Source organism: Mycobacterium appelbergii (genome assembly GCF_032883035.1).
GTDB classification, from domain to species: Bacteria; Actinomycetota; Actinomycetes; order Mycobacteriales; family Mycobacteriaceae; genus Mycobacterium; species Mycobacterium appelbergii.
Window position 1 is genome coordinate 1 of record NZ_JAMQTH010000019.1, and the last position, 16,096, is coordinate 16,096.

Sequence of the window (16,096 nt, forward strand, 5' to 3'; positions counted from 1 at the left end):
CCAGCACAAAGCCAGCCATCAGGATGTCCACGCAACGGGTCAAACCTAGGGGATGTACTAACGACTTGTAAGCAAGCCCAGCGAGGTGACGCCGCTGTCGACGATCGCGTTCGTCCACCTGCTCCAGGAGGCTTTGCGAGAGTTCTCAGCGCCGCCCGGCGTTGTCAATCTGGTGCAGGGTAGCGGCGCGGTGCTCGGTGAGGCGCTGACCGCGGATTCCCGCGTCGACTTCATCTCGTTCACCGGGGGGCTGGCGACCGGCACCGTCATCTCGAAGATGGCGGCAGCCAACGTCACCAAGGTCGCGGTCGAACTCGGCGGTAAGAACCCGCACATCGTGTTCGCCGACGTTCGCGAGGCTGGCGACGGAAACGGCTGGGCCGCGGCCGTCGATCACGTGCTGACCGGCGTGTTCCTGCACTCCGGGCAGGTGTGCTCGGCAGGCACCCGGCTGATCGTCGAGGAGTCCATCGCCGACGACTTCGTCGCCGCGCTCGCCGGGCGCGCCGAACGGATCCGCATCGGGCCCGGCACGGACCCGGACAGCGAGACCGGGCCGCTGGTTTCCGAGCAGCACCGGGCCAAGGTGGAAGCGTATGTCGCCCAGGGCATCTCCGAAGGAGCACGGCTGGTCACCGGCGGGGCCAGGCCGAGCGATCCGGCACTGGCCGACGGCAGCTTCTACCTGCCGACCATATTTGACGGCTGCGACCGGACGATGCGGATCGTCCAGGAGGAAACCTTCGGACCGATCCTCACGGTCGAGCGATTCACCGATGAGGCCGAGGCGATACGACTGGGCAACGACACGGAATACGGTCTGGCGGCCGGTGTTCGAACATCCGATCCGGCGCGCGGTGAACGAGTCGTGCGGGCATTGCGGCACGGAACAGTCTGGCTCAACGACTTCGGCTACTACACCGCTGCGGCGGAGTGGGGCGGCTTCGGAAAGTCCGGCAATGGACGCGAACTCGGGCCGACCGGGCTTGCGGAGTACCAGGAGATCAAGCACATCTGGCACAACACCGCACCGGCACCCGCCGGCTGGTTCAAGGGCTGAGGGGCTGGACATGGTGGTCGAGAAAGGCGTTCCGCAGGCCGACAGCGGCATGGAGGACTTCGGTTACCGGGAGTCGTTGGACCGCAGCATCGGCAAGTTCGCCAGCTTCGCGGCGGGCGTCAGCTACATCTCCATCCTGACCGGCACGTTCCAGCTTTTCTACTTCGGGTTCGGTACCGCGGGGCCGGCCTATCTGTGGTCGTGGCCGATCGTGTTCGTCGGGCAGATGGCCGTGGCGCTGTGCTTCATGGAACTCGCGGCGAAGTATCCGGTGGCGGGCTCGGTCTACAACTGGAGCAAGAAGTTGGCCAGCCGGCTGGTCGGATGGATCTCCGGGTGGTTGATGCTCACCGCGTCGATCGTGACGATCTCGGCGGTGGCGCTGGCCTACCAGCTCAACCTGCCCCGGGTGTGGAGCGGATTCCAGATCGTCGGGGACGGGACCGGTGAGTACGACTATGCCGCCAACGCCGTCCTCCTCGGTACGGTGCTCATCGCGTTCACCACACTGGTCAACGCCCTCGGGGTGAAGCTGATGTCCCGGATCAACAGCACCGGAGTGTTCATCGAACTCATCGCTGCCGTGTTGATCGCGTTCCTGCTCGCCATCAACATCAACCGCGGTCCTGACGTGTTCTTCTCCAGCAACGGTTATGGGGTCGGGGAGAGCATGGGGTATCTCGGTGCCTTCCTGGTGGCGTCGCTGGCGTCGGGCTATGTGATGTACGGCTTCGACACCGCCAGCTCGCTGGGGGAGGAGACCGTCGAACCGCGGCGCACCGCACCCAAGGCGATCGCGAGGGCGATCCTGGCCTCGTTCGTGATCGGCGGCGCCATCCTGGTCTTCGCGGTCATGGCCGCACCGGATCTGCAGGATCCGCAACTCGGTGAGAGCTCGGGAGGTCTTCAGTACATCGTCGAGCAGGTCATGTGGGGTCCGCTCGGCACGATCTTCCTCATCTGCATCGTCATCGCCGTCACCGTGTGCACGCTGGCCGTGCACACCGCGGCCATCCGGCTGACGTTCGCGATGGCCCGTGACAACGCGTTGCCGTTCGGGGAGAGGCTTGCCACCGTCAATCCCAGGACGCAGACCCCGATCGTCCCTGCGGTCACCATCGGTGTGATCGCCGTCGTGATCCTGGTGATCAACATCGGCCAACCCAAGATTTTCACGGTGCTCACGTCGATCGCGATCATCATGATCTACCTGGCGTACCTGATGGTGACCGGGCCGATGCTCAAGAAGCGGCTCAAGGGCGAGTGGCCGCCTGCCGATCTCGCCGAGGGCGGCTACTTCACCATGGGACGGTGGGGGCTGCTGGTCAACATTGTCGCGGTGGTGTGGGGTATCGGGATGGCGCTGAACCTGGCCTGGCCGCGCCCGGCCGTCTACGGCGAACCCTGGTACAACACCTGGGGAGCATTCGTCTACATCGGCGTGATCCTCGGCGCCGGCCTGTTGTGGTATTTCCTCAAGGGCCGCAACCACATCGGCTGTCTGGAATCTCACGCTGCGAGGACCGATGCCTGAATCTCAACATCCTCCTCGCGTCCGGGGCACATTCGACTATGTCATCGCAGGCGGCGGCAGCGCAGGTTGCGCGCTGGCCGCACGGCTGTCAGAAGACCCGGACGTGACGGTGTGTCTGGTCGAGGCCGGACCGTCCGACGTCGGCGACGACAACATCCTGGTGCTCTCGGAGTGGATGCATCTGCTCGATTCCGGCTACGACTGGGACTATCCCGTCGAACCACAGGAGCGCGGTAACTCGTTCATGCGGCACGCCCGTGCCAAGGTGCTCGGTGGCTGTTCCTCACACAACTCCTGCATCGCGTTCCTGCCGCCCGCCGAGTGTCTCGACGAGTGGGTCGAGATGGGTGCGGCGGGGTGGAGCGCTGCCGAGATCCTGCCGCTGACGGCACGATTGAAAGACACGGTGCATCTGCGCGACGTCCCGCCCGAGGATCCGTGCGGAGCCGCGGTCCTGGAAGCTGCCGCGATGGTCGGCCTGCCGACCGTCGCGTTCAACCGCGGCCAGACCGTCCGCAACGGGGCCGGATGGTTCCAGATCAACGCTGCGCAGGACGGCACCCGGATGTCGAGTTCGCACGCTTACCTGCACCCGATCCTCGACACCCGGCACAACCTCGAGGTGCGCACCGACTGCTGGATCGCCGAGATCCTGTTCGACGGGGCATTGGGCGCCACGGGCATCCGCTACCAGCGTCCCGACCTGACCGGATACGACGTGGTCTCGGCGCGGCGGGAGGTGATCGTGTGCGCCGGTGCCATCGATACCCCGAAGCTGTTGATGCTCTCGGGAATCGGGCCGACCGCGCATCTGCGGGAGCTGGGAATCCCGGTGCGCGTCGACTCGCCCGGTGTCGGCGCGAACCTCGATGACCACGTCGAGGGCCTGGTGTTCTGGGAGGCGTCGCGGCCGATGGTCACGACATCGACGCAATGGTGGGAGATCGGGCTGTTCACCAGGATCGACGACTTCCCCAAGGACTCCCCGGCCCCACCCGATCTCATGATGCATTACGGCAGCGTGCCGTTCGATATGAACACGCTGCGCCGCGGCTACCCGACCACCGACAACGGGTTCTGCCTGACGCCCAACGTGACTCAGGGCCGCTCACGGGGCACCATCCGGCTGCGGAGCCGCGATTTCCGTGACCGGGCCAGGGTCGACCCGCGCTACTTCACCGATCCCGAGGGATACGACGAGCGCATCATGCTCGCCGGTGTGCGACTGGCCCGCAAGATCGCCGAACAGGCGGCGCTGAAGCCCTGGGTGGCGCGTGAGCTGGCACCGGGACCCGACGCAGTCACCGACGACGAGCTGCTGGACTACATCCACCAGTGTCACAACACCGTCTATCACCCTGCGGCGACCGCCCGGATGGGTGCGGCCACCGACCCGATGGCTGTGCTGGATCCGGAGTTGCGGGTCAAGGGAGTGTCACGGTTACGGGTCGTCGACGCGTCGGCGATGCCGAAGCTGCCCGCCGTCAACCCCAACATCACCGTGATGACGATGGCGGAGAAGTGTGTTGACCTGATCCGAAAACGCTGATCCCGGCTGTATAGGCTGGGAGCCCATGGCGAAAGGTGACGAGAGACCGGCAGCGGCGGTGCAGTCCGTGGACCGTGCGTTACTCGTCCTCGAGATCCTGGCGAGCCTGGGCCAGGCCGGTGTCACCGAAATCGCCGCCGAACTGGACGTCCACAAGTCGACCGTGTCCCGGCTGATCGCCGTACTGGAGTCCCGTGGCTACGTTGAACAGGTATCCGGCCGGGGCAAATACCGATTGGGCTTCTCGATCGCACGGCTGGCCAAGGCCAGCAGCGGGCAGTTGGATCTGGCCAAACTCAGCCAGGACTTCTGCGACGGCCTCACCGACGATGTGGGGGAGACCGCCAATGTGGCGATCCTCGACGGGGACCGGGTGATCAACATCGTGGAGTCGATCGGGCCCGCGGAGATCACACTGCGCACCTGGGTCGGCCAGACCTGCCCGCCGCACGCCACGTCGAGCGGCAAGGTGCTGCTCGCGGGCCTGGACGTCGATGACGTCCGCGACCGGCTGCCCACCACGCTGGAGTCGTTCACCCCCAACACCATCGTCACGATCGCCGAGCTGTCCGCCGAGCTCGCGACCGTGCGCGAACGCGGCTGGGCCAGCGTCACTGAGGAACTCGAAGTCGGCCTGAACGCCGTGGGCGCGCCGGTTTACGATGCGGACCTGCAAGTCGTTGCGGCACTGAGTGTTTCGGGACCGTCGTACCGTCTGGGCGCGGACCGTTTCGAGGAGGTGGCAAAACTCACTCAGGCCGCCGCCGACGGGATCAGCAGGCGACTCGGCTGGGTGGAGCCCGCCGACGGCTAACTGTCGGCGGGGCGCCGGCCCCAGCCGACGTAGGTGAACCAGAGCCCCATCGCGGTGAGCAGCAGGAAGAAGATCCGCGCCGCGATCAGCAATCCCGGGCTGGTGACGGCCGCGCTCGCACCGGAATCGATCGCCGAGGGGATCGCCATCATGGCCACCCCGCGTAGCGCCACGAACCAGCCGAAAACCGAGATCAGGGCGGCGGTCACGCTGTACCAGTACTGGTGGAACGCGATCACGATCAGGCCCATCATCAGCATCGCCGCGCCGAGAATCCACGGTAGGACGGCATTGTCGAACAGGCCACCGAGCAGGCCCGTCAGGTCGGGCAGGCGGATCGCGATGATGAGCGTCGCGGTCGCGACGAACGGGCCGAGCACGCGGGCGAAGGCACGGGTGCGTTGCAGGGCTTCGGGTGTTGCCTTCGGCATGAGACTCCAATCAATAAACCGACGGACGGTCTATTTTTACGCTAGGCTCTGACCGGAGCAATCGTCAATGGGAGGGATGTGCCGTGGCCCGCCGGGTGAAGCCCGAGGAGTACGCCGCCCGCCGGCGCGAGATCCTCGATGCCGCACTGCAGCTCATGCACGACAAGGGCTACGAAAAGATGACCATCGAGGACGTCCTCGCGAAGGTGCGAATGTCCAAAGGCGCGCTCTATCACTATTTCGGGTCGAAACAGGCCCTCTTGGAAGGGGCCGCCGACGCGATTGCGGAGAGCGCGTCGCGCCCACTGCGGGCAGTGGTCGACGATGCGGGCCTTGCTGCGATCGACAAGCTGCACGCATATTTCGACGCAACCGCCGCGTGGAAAGCCGGCAACCCGGCCGCCGTGACGACCCTCATGCATTTGTGGCGCGACGAGAACGCGCTGTTTCGGCAGAAACTCGCCCAGGAGTCGATGCGCACCACGGTGCCCATGCTCGAGGCGATCATCCGGCAAGGCTGTGACGAAGGTGTCTTCGATACCGGGTTCCCGCACGAGACGGCGATGTTCATCGCAGGTATGGACGGCGTCCTCGCGGACGCCTTCGCAGTCGCGATAGAAGAGGACGGGCTGAGCGGGATCGACATCAGCGGTCCACGCGCTCAGCGCGTGCTCGGCGGTTATCTACAGGTGCTCGAACGCATTCTCGGTGTGGCACCGGGCTCGCTGACTCCGCCGCGTTGACCGGATTCGGACGGCGCGCAAACCGCGCCTTGCCCACCGTTACTGTGAACCACCCCGTAAGCTCGATAGCGTGCAGCGACGAATCATGGGCATCGAGACGGAATTCGGTGTGACCTGCACGTTCCATGGCCATCGGCGGCTCAGTCCGGACGAGGTCGCCCGGTATCTGTTCCGGCGGGTGGTGTCGTGGGGCCGCAGTTCCAATGTCTTCCTCCGCAATGGCGCACGGTTGTATCTGGACGTGGGCAGCCACCCCGAATACGCCACCGCCGAATGCGACAACCTGATCCAGTTGGTCACCCACGACCGCGCCGGTGAGCGCGTCCTGGAGGACCTGCTGATCGACGCCGAGCAGCGGCTGGCCGACGAGGGCATCGGCGGCGACATCTACCTGTTCAAGAACAACACCGACTCCGCGGGCAACTCCTACGGCTGCCACGAGAACTACCTGATCGTGCGGGCCGGCGAGTTCTCCCGGATCTCCGACGTGTTGTTGCCTTTCCTGGTCACCCGTCAGCTGATCTGCGGCGCAGGCAAGGTGTTGCAGACGCCGAAGGCGGCGACCTTCTGCCTGAGCCAGCGCGCAGAACACATCTGGGAGGGCGTGTCCAGCGCGACCACCAGGTCCCGACCGATCATCAACACCCGCGACGAGCCCCACGCCGACGCCGAGAAGTACCGGCGGCTGCATGTCATCGTCGGTGACTCCAACATGTGCGAAGCCACCACCATGCTCAAGGTGGGCAGCGCGTCGCTGGTGCTGGAGATGATCGAGGCAGGCGTGCCGTTCCGCGACTTCTCGCTGGACAACCCCATCCGGGCCATCCGGGAGGTCAGTCACGACTTGACCGGCCGACGCTCGGTGCGGCTGGCCGGCGGCAGGCAGGCCAGTGCGCTCGACATCCAGCGGGAGTACTACAGCCGGGCTGTGGAATACCTGCAGACCCGCGAACCCAACACCCAGATCGAACAGGTGGTGGACCTGTGGGGGCGCCAGCTCGACGCGGTTGAGAGCCAGGACTTCGCGAAGGTCGACACCGAGATCGACTGGGTGATCAAGCGCAAGCTGTTCCAGCGCTACCAGGACCGCTACAACATGGAATTGTCAGATCCCAAGATCAGCCAGCTCGACCTGGCCTATCACGACATCAAACGCGGCCGCGGGGTGTTCGATCTGCTGCAGCGCAAAGGTCTGGCGACCCGCATCACCACCGACGAAGAGATCGATGCCGCGGTCAACACCCCGCCGCAGACCACCCGGGCCAAGCTGCGCGGTGAGTTCATCACCGCCGCGCAGGAGGCCGGTCGGGATTTCACCGTCGACTGGGTGCACCTCAAGCTCAACGACCAGGCGCAGCGCACCGTGTTGTGCAAGGACCCGTTCCGCTCGGTCGACGAGCGAGTCAAGCGGTTGATCGCCAGTATGTGAGCCTTAAGCTCTCCTGGTGGCGGTTTCCAAAGTCGAGCGGTTGATGAACCTGGTTATCGCGCTTCTTTCCACCAGAACGTTCCTGCCTGCCGAGAAGATTCGCACCAGTGTCGCCGGATACACCGACAGTCCCAGCGACGAGGCGTTCTCCCGCATGTTCGAACGGGACAAGAACGAACTGCGCGACCTCGGCATTCCCCTGGAAACGGGTCGGCTGTCCAAATTCGACCCGACCGAGGGCTACCGGATCAATCGCGATTCCTACGCCCTTCCGCCCGTGCAGTTGACCGCCGACGAAGCCGCGGCCGTCGCGGTGGCCACCCAGCTGTGGCAGTCGCCGGAACTGGTCACCGCGACCCAGGGCGCGTTGTTGAAACTGCGTGCCGCAGGCGTTGACGTGGACGCCGACGCGGCCGGTGTCGCGATCGCCTCCACCGCCGTGCTGCCCGGCCTGCGGGGCTCCGAGGAGGTACTGCGAATACTGATGTCGGCCATCGACTCCGGAACGGCCGTGCGGTTCGACCACCGGCCGTCGCGCAGCGCCGAGTACACCACCCGCATTGTGGAGCCGTGGGGCGTCGTCACCCACCGCGGCCGGTGGTATCTCGTCGGACACGACCGCGACCGCGATGACACCCGCACATTCCGGCTGTCCCGCATCAACGACGGCGTCACCGCCGTCGGTCCGCCCGGTGCGGTGAGCAAGCCCGACGGCGTGAACCTGAGGGAGATCGTGCAGCGCGTGGTCGCCGACGTGCCCACCGGTGAGCAGGCGCGGGTGTGGGTCGCCGACGGGCGCGCTACCGCACTGCGCCGTGAGGCCGTCGCCAGTACGCCCCGCACGCTCGGCGGCCGCGCGGGCGAGGAGATCACCGTCGACATCGGGATGTCGGACCGGCTGGCACGGGAGATCGCCAGTTACGGCGGTGACGCGCTGGCGCTGGAACCACCGGCGCTGCGTGATGACGTGCTGGCGCGGCTGCGTGCGCAGGCGGGGGAGCTCACCTCATGAGCCAGGTGTCGAACCGCCTGGTCCGGCTGCTTAACATGGTCCCGTATTTCCAGGCCAATCCGAAGGTCACCCGCGCCGATGCTGCGGCCGCCCTCGGGGTCTCGGACAAACAGCTCGACGCCGATCTCGACCAGCTGTGGATGTGTGGCCTGCCCGGCTACAGCCCGGGCGACCTCATCGACTTCGACTTCGTCGGGGACACGATCGAGGTGACGTTCTCCGCCGGTGTCGACCATCCGCTGCGGTTGACCTCGACCGAAGCCACGGGTGTCCTGGTGGCGTTGCGGGCGCTGGTCGACGTGCCGGGCATGGTGGATCCGGAGGCCGCGCGCAGCGCCATCGCCAAGATCGAATCCGCGGCGGGCAGCCAGCGCGCAGTGGTCGAAGAATCCGTCCCGGCCGAGGCAGGCGCTGCCGCGGCGGTCCGCGCAGCCGTGCGGGACGGCCGCGCGGTGACCCTGGAGTACTACTCGGCGTCACGGGATTCACTGACCACCAGGATCGTGGATCCCATCCGGATCGCCCTGGTCGGGGACAACAGCTATCTCGAGGCGTGGTGTCGCAGTGCCGAAGCGGTGCGACTGTTCCGGTTCGACCGCATCGTCGAGGCGAAGCTGCTCGACGAGCCGTCGGTGCCGCCGCCGCCTGCGGTGCAGGCCGGGCCGGACACCTCGCTGTTCGACGCGGACCCCTCGCTGCCGTCGGCGACGTTGCTGATCGAACCGACCGCGGCGTGGATGTTCGACTACTACCCGCTGCAGGTGACCAACGAATTGCCCGACGGCGCCTGCGAAGCGGTGATGACCTACGCCTCCGCCGATTGGATGGCCAGGTTCGTCCTCGGATTCGGCTCAGCGGTGCGGGTGTTGGCCCCCGACGCGTTGGCGCAGCGGGTGCGGGTCGCGGCGACCGAGGCGCTCCACGCCTACGACGCGATCGCCGATGGCGGGTAGACTCGGCCCAGACGTCTGGAGGTAACCAAATTGGGCGGTTTACAACCGTGGCACTGGGTCATCGTCATCGCTGTGTTCGTGCTGCTCTTCGGTGCCAAGAAGCTGCCGGATGCGGCGCGGTCGCTCGGTAAGTCGATGCGGATATTCAAGTCCGAGATCAAAGAGATGCAGTCGGAGTCCAAGTCTGGCGAGGCAACGCCCGATGCGGAGCGGGTGGCCCCGCCGGCCACGCCGATCGCCTCGGAGCGGGTCGACACTGCCGCTCCTGCTCCCGAGCAGTCGCCGGACCGACACACGGCCTGAAACGGTTCGACCTGACCGCGGTCCACACCGCGTCATCAGGTCGCGCCTTCAACAAGGCCCCTAAAGAACAAGGCCCTGAAGCAAGCCCGTGCAGACCCCCGGTCTTTTCCAGAAATTCGATCCTCGCCGCCGCCGTTCGCGGGTCAACCCGGACGGCACCATGTCGTTGGTCGATCACCTCCACGAACTACGCAACCGCCTGCTGATCTCGGTGGGGGCGATCCTGCTCACCACGATCGCCGGGTTCTTCTGGTACAGCCACGGCATCTTCGGTCTGCCCAGCCTCGGGGACTGGCTGCGCGGCCCATACTGCGCCCTGCCGAGCTACGCCCGCGCCGACATCACCGCGGACGGGGGCTGTCGCCTGCTGGCCACCGCTCCGTTCGACCAGTTCATGCTGCGCCTCAAGGTCGGCCTGGCGGCCGGGCTCGTGATGGCCTGCCCGGTTTGGCTGTATCAGTTGTGGGCGTTCATCACGCCCGGCCTGTACAAGAAAGAACGCCGTTTCGCGATGGCGTTCGTCAGTTTCGGGGCGCTGCTGTTCATCGGCGGCGCGATCCTGGCCTACGTGGTGCTGGCCAAAGCCTTGAGTTTCCTGCTGACCGTCGGCAGCGACGTCCAGGTCACGGCCCTTTCCGGTGACCAGTACTTCGGGTTCCTGATCAACCTGCTGCTGGTGTTCGGCATCAGCTTCGAGTTCCCACTGCTGATCATCATGCTCAACCTGATCGGCATGCTGCCCTACGAGCGGCTCAAATCCTGGCGCCGCGGAATGATTTTCGGGCTGTTCGTCTTCGCCGCGTTCGCCACCCCGGGCTCCGACCCGTTCTCGATGCTGGCGTTGGCGTGCGCTCTGACCGTGCTGCTGGAGATGGCCATCCAGATTGCCCGGCTCAATGACGCACGCAAAGCAAGGCGGGCGGCCCTGGCCGAGGTCGCCGACGACGCGGCCGCCCCGATCGGGGACGTCCAACCGGTAGACGCGCCCACGGCCGTACCCACACCCTCACGGTTCACCATCGACGACGATGCCACCTGAGACGGGTGACGGACCGGGCCGTGAACTCGTCGGATTCACTGCGCAATTGCCCTTCACCCTCGACGATTTCCAGCTGCGCGCCTGCCGGGCGCTGGAAAACGGCCACGGCGTGCTGGTCTGCGCACCGACCGGTGCAGGCAAGACCGTCGTCGGCGAGTTCGCCGTACACCTCGCGCTGGCGGCCGGCGGAAAATGCTTCTACACCACACCGATCAAGGCGCTGAGCAACCAGAAACACAACGACCTGGTGGCCCGCTACGGCGCGGACAAGATCGGGTTACTCACCGGTGACCAGTCGATCAACGGCAACGCCGATGTGGTGGTGATGACCACCGAAGTGCTGCGCAACATGCTGTACGCCAATTCGTCGTCGCTGCATGGGCTTTCCTATGTGGTGATGGACGAGGTGCACTTCCTGGCCGACCGGATGCGCGGGGCGGTGTGGGAAGAGGTCATCCTGCATCTGCCGGAGGACGTGCTGCTGGTCAGCCTGTCGGCCACGGTCAGCAACGCCGAGGAGTTCGGTGGCTGGATCAAGACGGTCCGCGGTGACACCACCGTCGTCGTCGACGAGCACAGGCCGGTGCCGCTGTCCCAGCACATGCTGGTCGGCAAGCGACTCTTCGACCTGTTCGAGGGTGCCGACAGCAGCCTGGTCGCCCCGGACCTGTTGCGTCACATCGTCCATCGCGCCGAAGCCGACCGCTTGGCCGACTGGCAGCCGCGCGGGCGTGGCAGGGCACGGCCGCATCTGTACCGGCCGCCGAGCCGTCCCGACGTGATCGCCGCGCTGGACGGTGCGGGCCTGCTGCCCGCGATCACGTTCGTGTTCTCCCGCGCCGGCTGCGATGCTGCGGTCAAGCAGTGTCTGCGTGCCCCGCTGCGGCTCACCACCAACGAAGAACGGGCTCGCATCGCGGAGGTGGTCGACCGGCGCTGCGCGGATCTGGCCGAATCGGACCTGATCGTGCTCGACTATCACGAATGGCGTGAGGGCCTGCTCCGCGGGTTGGCCGCACATCACGCCGGAATGCTGCCGATCTTCCGCCACACCGTGGAGGAGCTGTTCACCGCGGGCCTGGTGAAGGCGGTGTTCGCCACGGAGACACTGGCTTTGGGGATCAACATGCCTGCCCGCACGGTGGTGTTGGAGCGGCTGGTGAAGTTCAACGGTGAGCAACACATGCCGCTGACGCCGGGGGAGTACACGCAGCTCACCGGCCGGGCCGGGCGCCGCGGCATCGATGTCGAGGGCCACGCCGTGGTGCTGTGGCGTCCCGATGACAGCACCGCCGAGCCGGCCGAGGTCGCGGGCCTGGCATCCACCCGCACCTTCCCGCTGCGCAGTTCGTTCGCCCCGAGCTACAACATGACCATCAACCTGGTGCAGCAGATGGGTCCCGAGCAGGCGCACAAGCTGCTCGAGCGATCGTTCGCGCAGTACCAGGCCGACCGGTCAGTGGTCGGGCTGGTGCGGGGGATCACGCGCGGTGAACGGATGCTCGACGAGTTGGCCGCCGAACTGGGAGGCAAGGACTCGCCGATCCTCGACTACACGCGGCTGCGGGCGAAAATCGCTGAGCGCGAACGCGCCCAATCGCGCGCATCGCGGTTGCACCGGCGCAGAGCCGCCACCGACGCCTTGGCCGGCCTGCGCCGTGGCGACATCATCAGCATCACCCATGGACGCCGTGGCGGGCTGGCCGTGGTGCTCGAAGCCGACCGGGACAGCGACGATCCCCGACCGCTGGTGCTGACCGAACACCGCTGGGCAGGACGGATCTCCTCGGCCGACTACTCGGGTGCATCCGCGGCATTGGGGTCGATGACTCTGCCCAAGCGGGTCGAGCATCGGCAGCCGAGGGTGCGTCGCGACCTGGCGTCGGCGCTGAGGTCCGCGGCAGCCGGGCTCACCGTGCCCTCCGGTAGGCCGAAACGAGGTGCTGCCGCACCCGAGCGCGACGTCGACCCTGAGCTCGCCGGGCTGCGGGCGCGGCTGCGCGAACACCCCGCTCACGAGCTGCCCGACCGTGACGTCAAAGCCCGGATCGCTGAGCGTTATCTGCGGATCGAACGCGACAACGCCCAGATCCAGCAGAAAGTGGCCGCGGCGACGAACTCGCTGGCGCGCACGTTCGACCGGATCGTGGCGCTGCTGAGCGAACGGGGATTCATCGAGCGGGACGACGCCGAACCGGCCGCGCCCCCGGCCGTCACCGATGCCGGCAGACTGCTGGCCCGCATCTACAGCGAAAGTGACCTACTGGTCGCCGAATGTCTGCGCGGCGGTCACTGGGAAGGTCTGCAGCCGGCCGAACTTGCCGGTGTGCTGTCGGCGGTACTCTTCGAATCCCGTGGCGACGCCGCCGGTGTGGCACCGGGTGTGGACGCGCCGACCCCGGGCCTGCGTCGCGCCCTGGCGCGGACACGGCGGCTGTCGGTCGACCTGCGCGCCGATGAACAGCGGCACCGCATCACGCCGAGCCGGGAACCCGACGACGGCTTCGTCGCGGCGGTGTACCGATGGTCCACCACCGGCGATCTGGCCTCGGCACTGGCCGCGTCCGACGCGGCGGGATCGGGTTCCTCGTTGTCGGCCGGCGATTTCGTGCGATGGTGCCGCCAGGTGCTGGATCTGCTCGATCAGGTGCGCAATGCCGCGCCCACATCAGCATTGCGCAATACCGCAAAACGTGCGATCGGCGACGTTCGACGCGGCGTCGTGGCAGTTGATGCGGGGTAGTGCTCATCCGGATACACATGTTGGTGAAGGGGTTGTGAGCAAAAGGGCCGCTTGATAGTCGTTGTCAGACCTATGTGCCACTGTGACTGTCGTGGAGCATCGGGCTCGTTTGGTGGGCACCTTCGAACGCTGGTGGCAGTGATGGCGCGATATGAGATTTCCGATGAATGGACCGCGCAGGCGTACCGGTTCGTTCTCGATCCGACTCCAATGCAGGTCGAGGCATTTAGATCGCATGCCGGTGGAGCGCGGTTCGCCTACAACGTAATGCTGGCGGCAGTGAAGGCCAACTTGGACCAGCGAGCCGCAGAGCGTTCTTACGGGGTCAGGGAGGATGACCTGACGCCCCTGATGGAATGGTCGTTTCAGTCGCTGCGCAACGACTTCAACCGCCGAAAACACAAAGTCGCGGTACGAGCCGATGGCACTCCCTGGTGGACTGAGAACTCTAAAGAGGTATACGCAAATGCGTGTCGTGGGTTGGCTGACGCACTGTCGAACTGGTCTGCTTCGCGTCGGGGTATACGCGGTGGTCAGCGGATGCGGTTCCCCCGATTTAAAACGAAAGCCGCTGCAGCTAATAAGTTTTCGTTTACCACGGGTGCTATACGGGTTGAACCCGACCGCAGGCATGTGACCTTGCCGCGATTGGGCACGATCAGGACACACGAGAGCACACGCAAGCTGGCACGCCGCATGGACGCGGGCGTAGCCCGCGTTCTCAAAGCGACGGTACGGTTCGAGCGAGGCCGCTGGCAGGTCTCGTTTACCTGCCTGGTGCGACGAGGCTCGGGCCGCCCGGCGCATGTGAAATCCGGTGCAGCCGTGGTGGGGATCGACGCCGGTGTGAAGGATCTGATCGTCGTGGCTGACCCCGATGGCAATGAGTTGGCGCGTCATCGGGCGCCGCGGGAGCTCAGGCGAGCGCACCAAAAGTTGCGAGCGATGCAGCGTAAAGCAGCACGCCAGGTTGGCCCTTGGGACACGTCAACGTTTACGAAGCGCCGGCCTTCACGAGGTTGGGAGCGCACGCAACGCGATATCGCTCGGGTGCATGCACGCGTGGCCCAATTGCGAGCGGACCGTCTTCACAAACTCACCACCCAGCTCAGTCAGAAACACGGGGTGATCGGTGGCGAGACGCTGACGGTGAGGAACATGATGGCTCGCGGTGGGTCGCGTAAACGTGGACTCAACCGTGCCTTCGGCGACGCGGGCCTGGGGGAGCTGTTCCGCCAACTTGCGTACAAGACCGGCTGGTATGGATCACAGATGGTGAAGGCAGATCGGTGGTTTCCCAGTTCGAAAATGTGCTCCGGCTGTGGTGTGGTGAAAGCCAAGCTGCACCTTGCCGAGCGGACATATAAATGCGACTGCTGCGGTTTGGTCATCGACCGGGACCTCAATGCAGCAGTCAACCTGGCACGTTACGCTCAACAACAAACGGACCCGAGTACCGGGTTCATCACGGGCGGAGCCGATCGTAAGTCTTCACCTCGCAGTGAAGCCGGTGGCAGTGAAACCCGAACCCGTACCGAAGTAGGCGACCATGCTGATGACGGTGGGAGTGCCTCCCCCAAAGGAGAGGCTGCCTGAAACGCCTAGTCATACAGACGCTGGTGTAGTCAGGTAACGGTAGGGTGTTTTGACGGTGATAGCGAACAAAATCAAGGAGAAGCATGAGCGGACCGCAGGGATCTGATCCGGCGCAGCCGTGGCCCGGTCAGCAGCCCGAGCCCGGTAGCGATCAGCCGCAAGGCACCGAGGCGTGGCAGCCGTCTGCATCCGCCTCCGATGACGCGACCACTCATACTCCGGCATGGCAGCCTCCGGCGTACACGCAGCAACCGCAACAGCCGCAGCAGCAGTATCCGCAGTATCAGCAGCCGCAACAGCCGGGGTATCCCCAGCAACCGCAGCAGCAGTACCCGCCGACCGAGCAATTCGGTCAGCAGCAGGGCTACGGCCAGCCGGGCCAGTACCCGCAGCAGCCGGGTCAGCCGGGCCAGTACGGTCAACCCGGCCAATACGGTCAGCCCCAATACGGCCAACAGCCGGGTTACGGCGCGCCGCCGCAGTTCGGCCAGCAACCAGGTCAGTTCGGTCAGTACGGGCAGTACACGCCGCCCGGCGGCGAGGACGGTTCCAAGCGGTCGATGGCGGCCATCGGCGGCATCGTCGGCGGTCTGGTGGCCCTACTGCTCATCGTGCTCGCTGTCACAGCCTTCTGGCTGCCCGGCTGGGCCATGACGACGAAGCTCGACATCGACAAGGCGCAGACGGGTGTGCAGCAGATCCTGTCGGATGAGACCAACGGCTACGGCGCCAAGAACGTCAAAGACGTCAAGTGCAACGACGGTCAGAACCCCACGGTGAAGAAGGGCGACACCTTCGACTGCGAGGTCAGTATCGACGGCACCAAGCGCAAGGTCACCGTGACGTTCCAGAACGACGACGGCACCTACGAGGTCGGCAGGCCCAAGTAA

13 protein-coding genes and 1 pseudogene are annotated in these 16,096 nt (G+C 65.8%); 13 read left to right on the forward strand and 1 reads right to left on the reverse strand.

Translation table 11 applies throughout. From position 1 onward, the window contains the following. Positions 1-64 precede the first annotated feature (64 nt). The 4 genes and pseudogenes from M1247_RS32230 to M1247_RS32245 all read left to right on the forward strand — a co-directional run. Positions 65-1,060 (forward strand): annotated as a pseudogene (locus M1247_RS32230) (aldehyde dehydrogenase family protein); the annotation flags it as partial. Between the two features lie 10 nt (positions 1,061-1,070). Further along, on the forward strand, positions 1,071-2,594 hold the full coding sequence (locus M1247_RS32235) for an APC family permease (protein ID WP_317160508.1): 1,524 nt from the start codon (positions 1,071-1,073) through the stop codon (positions 2,592-2,594). Beyond that, positions 2,587-4,143, forward strand: coding sequence for a GMC family oxidoreductase (locus M1247_RS32240; protein ID WP_317160509.1), 1,557 nt, complete (start codon positions 2,587-2,589; stop codon positions 4,141-4,143). The genes M1247_RS32235 and M1247_RS32240 overlap by 8 nt, the downstream gene beginning before the upstream one ends. 25 nt (positions 4,144-4,168) lie before the next feature. Continuing rightward, positions 4,169-4,957, forward strand: a complete 789-nt coding sequence (locus tag M1247_RS32245) for an IclR family transcriptional regulator (RefSeq protein WP_317160510.1) — start codon at positions 4,169-4,171, stop codon at positions 4,955-4,957. Here M1247_RS32245 and M1247_RS32250 read toward each other — a convergent pair. Next, positions 4,954-5,388, reverse strand: coding sequence for a hypothetical protein (locus M1247_RS32250; protein ID WP_317160511.1), 435 nt, complete (start codon positions 5,386-5,388; stop codon positions 4,954-4,956). The genes M1247_RS32245 and M1247_RS32250 overlap by 4 nt on opposite strands. Before the next feature lie 83 nt (positions 5,389-5,471). Here M1247_RS32250 and M1247_RS32255 point away from each other — a divergent pair, with 83 nt between their 5' ends. From M1247_RS32255 to M1247_RS32295, 9 genes are all read left to right on the forward strand, one after another. After that, positions 5,472-6,131, forward strand: a complete 660-nt coding sequence (locus tag M1247_RS32255) for a TetR/AcrR family transcriptional regulator (RefSeq protein ID WP_317160512.1) — start codon at positions 5,472-5,474, stop codon at positions 6,129-6,131. A 70-nt stretch (positions 6,132-6,201) separates the two neighbouring features. Further along, entirely contained in the window at positions 6,202-7,560 is a 1,359-nt protein-coding gene (gene pafA / locus M1247_RS32260) for a Pup--protein ligase (RefSeq protein ID WP_317160513.1), read from the forward strand. A 16-nt stretch (positions 7,561-7,576) separates the two neighbouring features. Continuing rightward, entirely contained in the window at positions 7,577-8,572 is a 996-nt protein-coding gene (locus M1247_RS32265; protein ID WP_317160514.1) for a helix-turn-helix transcriptional regulator, read from the forward strand. Next, the gene (locus M1247_RS32270; RefSeq protein ID WP_317160515.1) at positions 8,569-9,525 is read left to right on the forward strand and encodes a helix-turn-helix transcriptional regulator; all 957 of its coding nucleotides are present in this window, start codon (positions 8,569-8,571) and stop codon (positions 9,523-9,525) included. The genes M1247_RS32265 and M1247_RS32270 overlap by 4 nt, the downstream gene beginning before the upstream one ends. A 30-nt stretch (positions 9,526-9,555) precedes the next feature. Continuing rightward, positions 9,556-9,828 (forward strand): Sec-independent protein translocase subunit TatA, encoded by a 273-nt coding sequence (gene tatA / locus M1247_RS32275; RefSeq protein WP_317160516.1) that lies wholly within the window; start codon positions 9,556-9,558, stop codon positions 9,826-9,828. 88 nt (positions 9,829-9,916) lie between these two features. Further along, entirely contained in the window at positions 9,917-10,867 is a 951-nt protein-coding gene (gene tatC / locus M1247_RS32280; RefSeq protein ID WP_317160517.1) for a twin-arginine translocase subunit TatC, read from the forward strand. Then, on the forward strand, positions 10,857-13,610 hold the full coding sequence (locus M1247_RS32285) for a DEAD/DEAH box helicase (protein WP_317160518.1): 2,754 nt from the start codon (positions 10,857-10,859) through the stop codon (positions 13,608-13,610). The genes tatC and M1247_RS32285 overlap by 11 nt, the downstream gene beginning before the upstream one ends. 141 nt (positions 13,611-13,751) lie before the next feature. Continuing rightward, on the forward strand, positions 13,752-15,206 hold the full coding sequence (gene tnpB, locus M1247_RS32290) for an IS607 family element RNA-guided endonuclease TnpB (protein WP_317160519.1): 1,455 nt from the start codon (positions 13,752-13,754) through the stop codon (positions 15,204-15,206). Positions 15,207-15,289: 83 nt separating this feature from the next. Further along, the gene (locus tag M1247_RS32295) at positions 15,290-16,096 is read left to right on the forward strand and encodes a DUF4333 domain-containing protein (RefSeq protein WP_317160520.1); all 807 of its coding nucleotides are present in this window, start codon (positions 15,290-15,292) and stop codon (positions 16,094-16,096) included.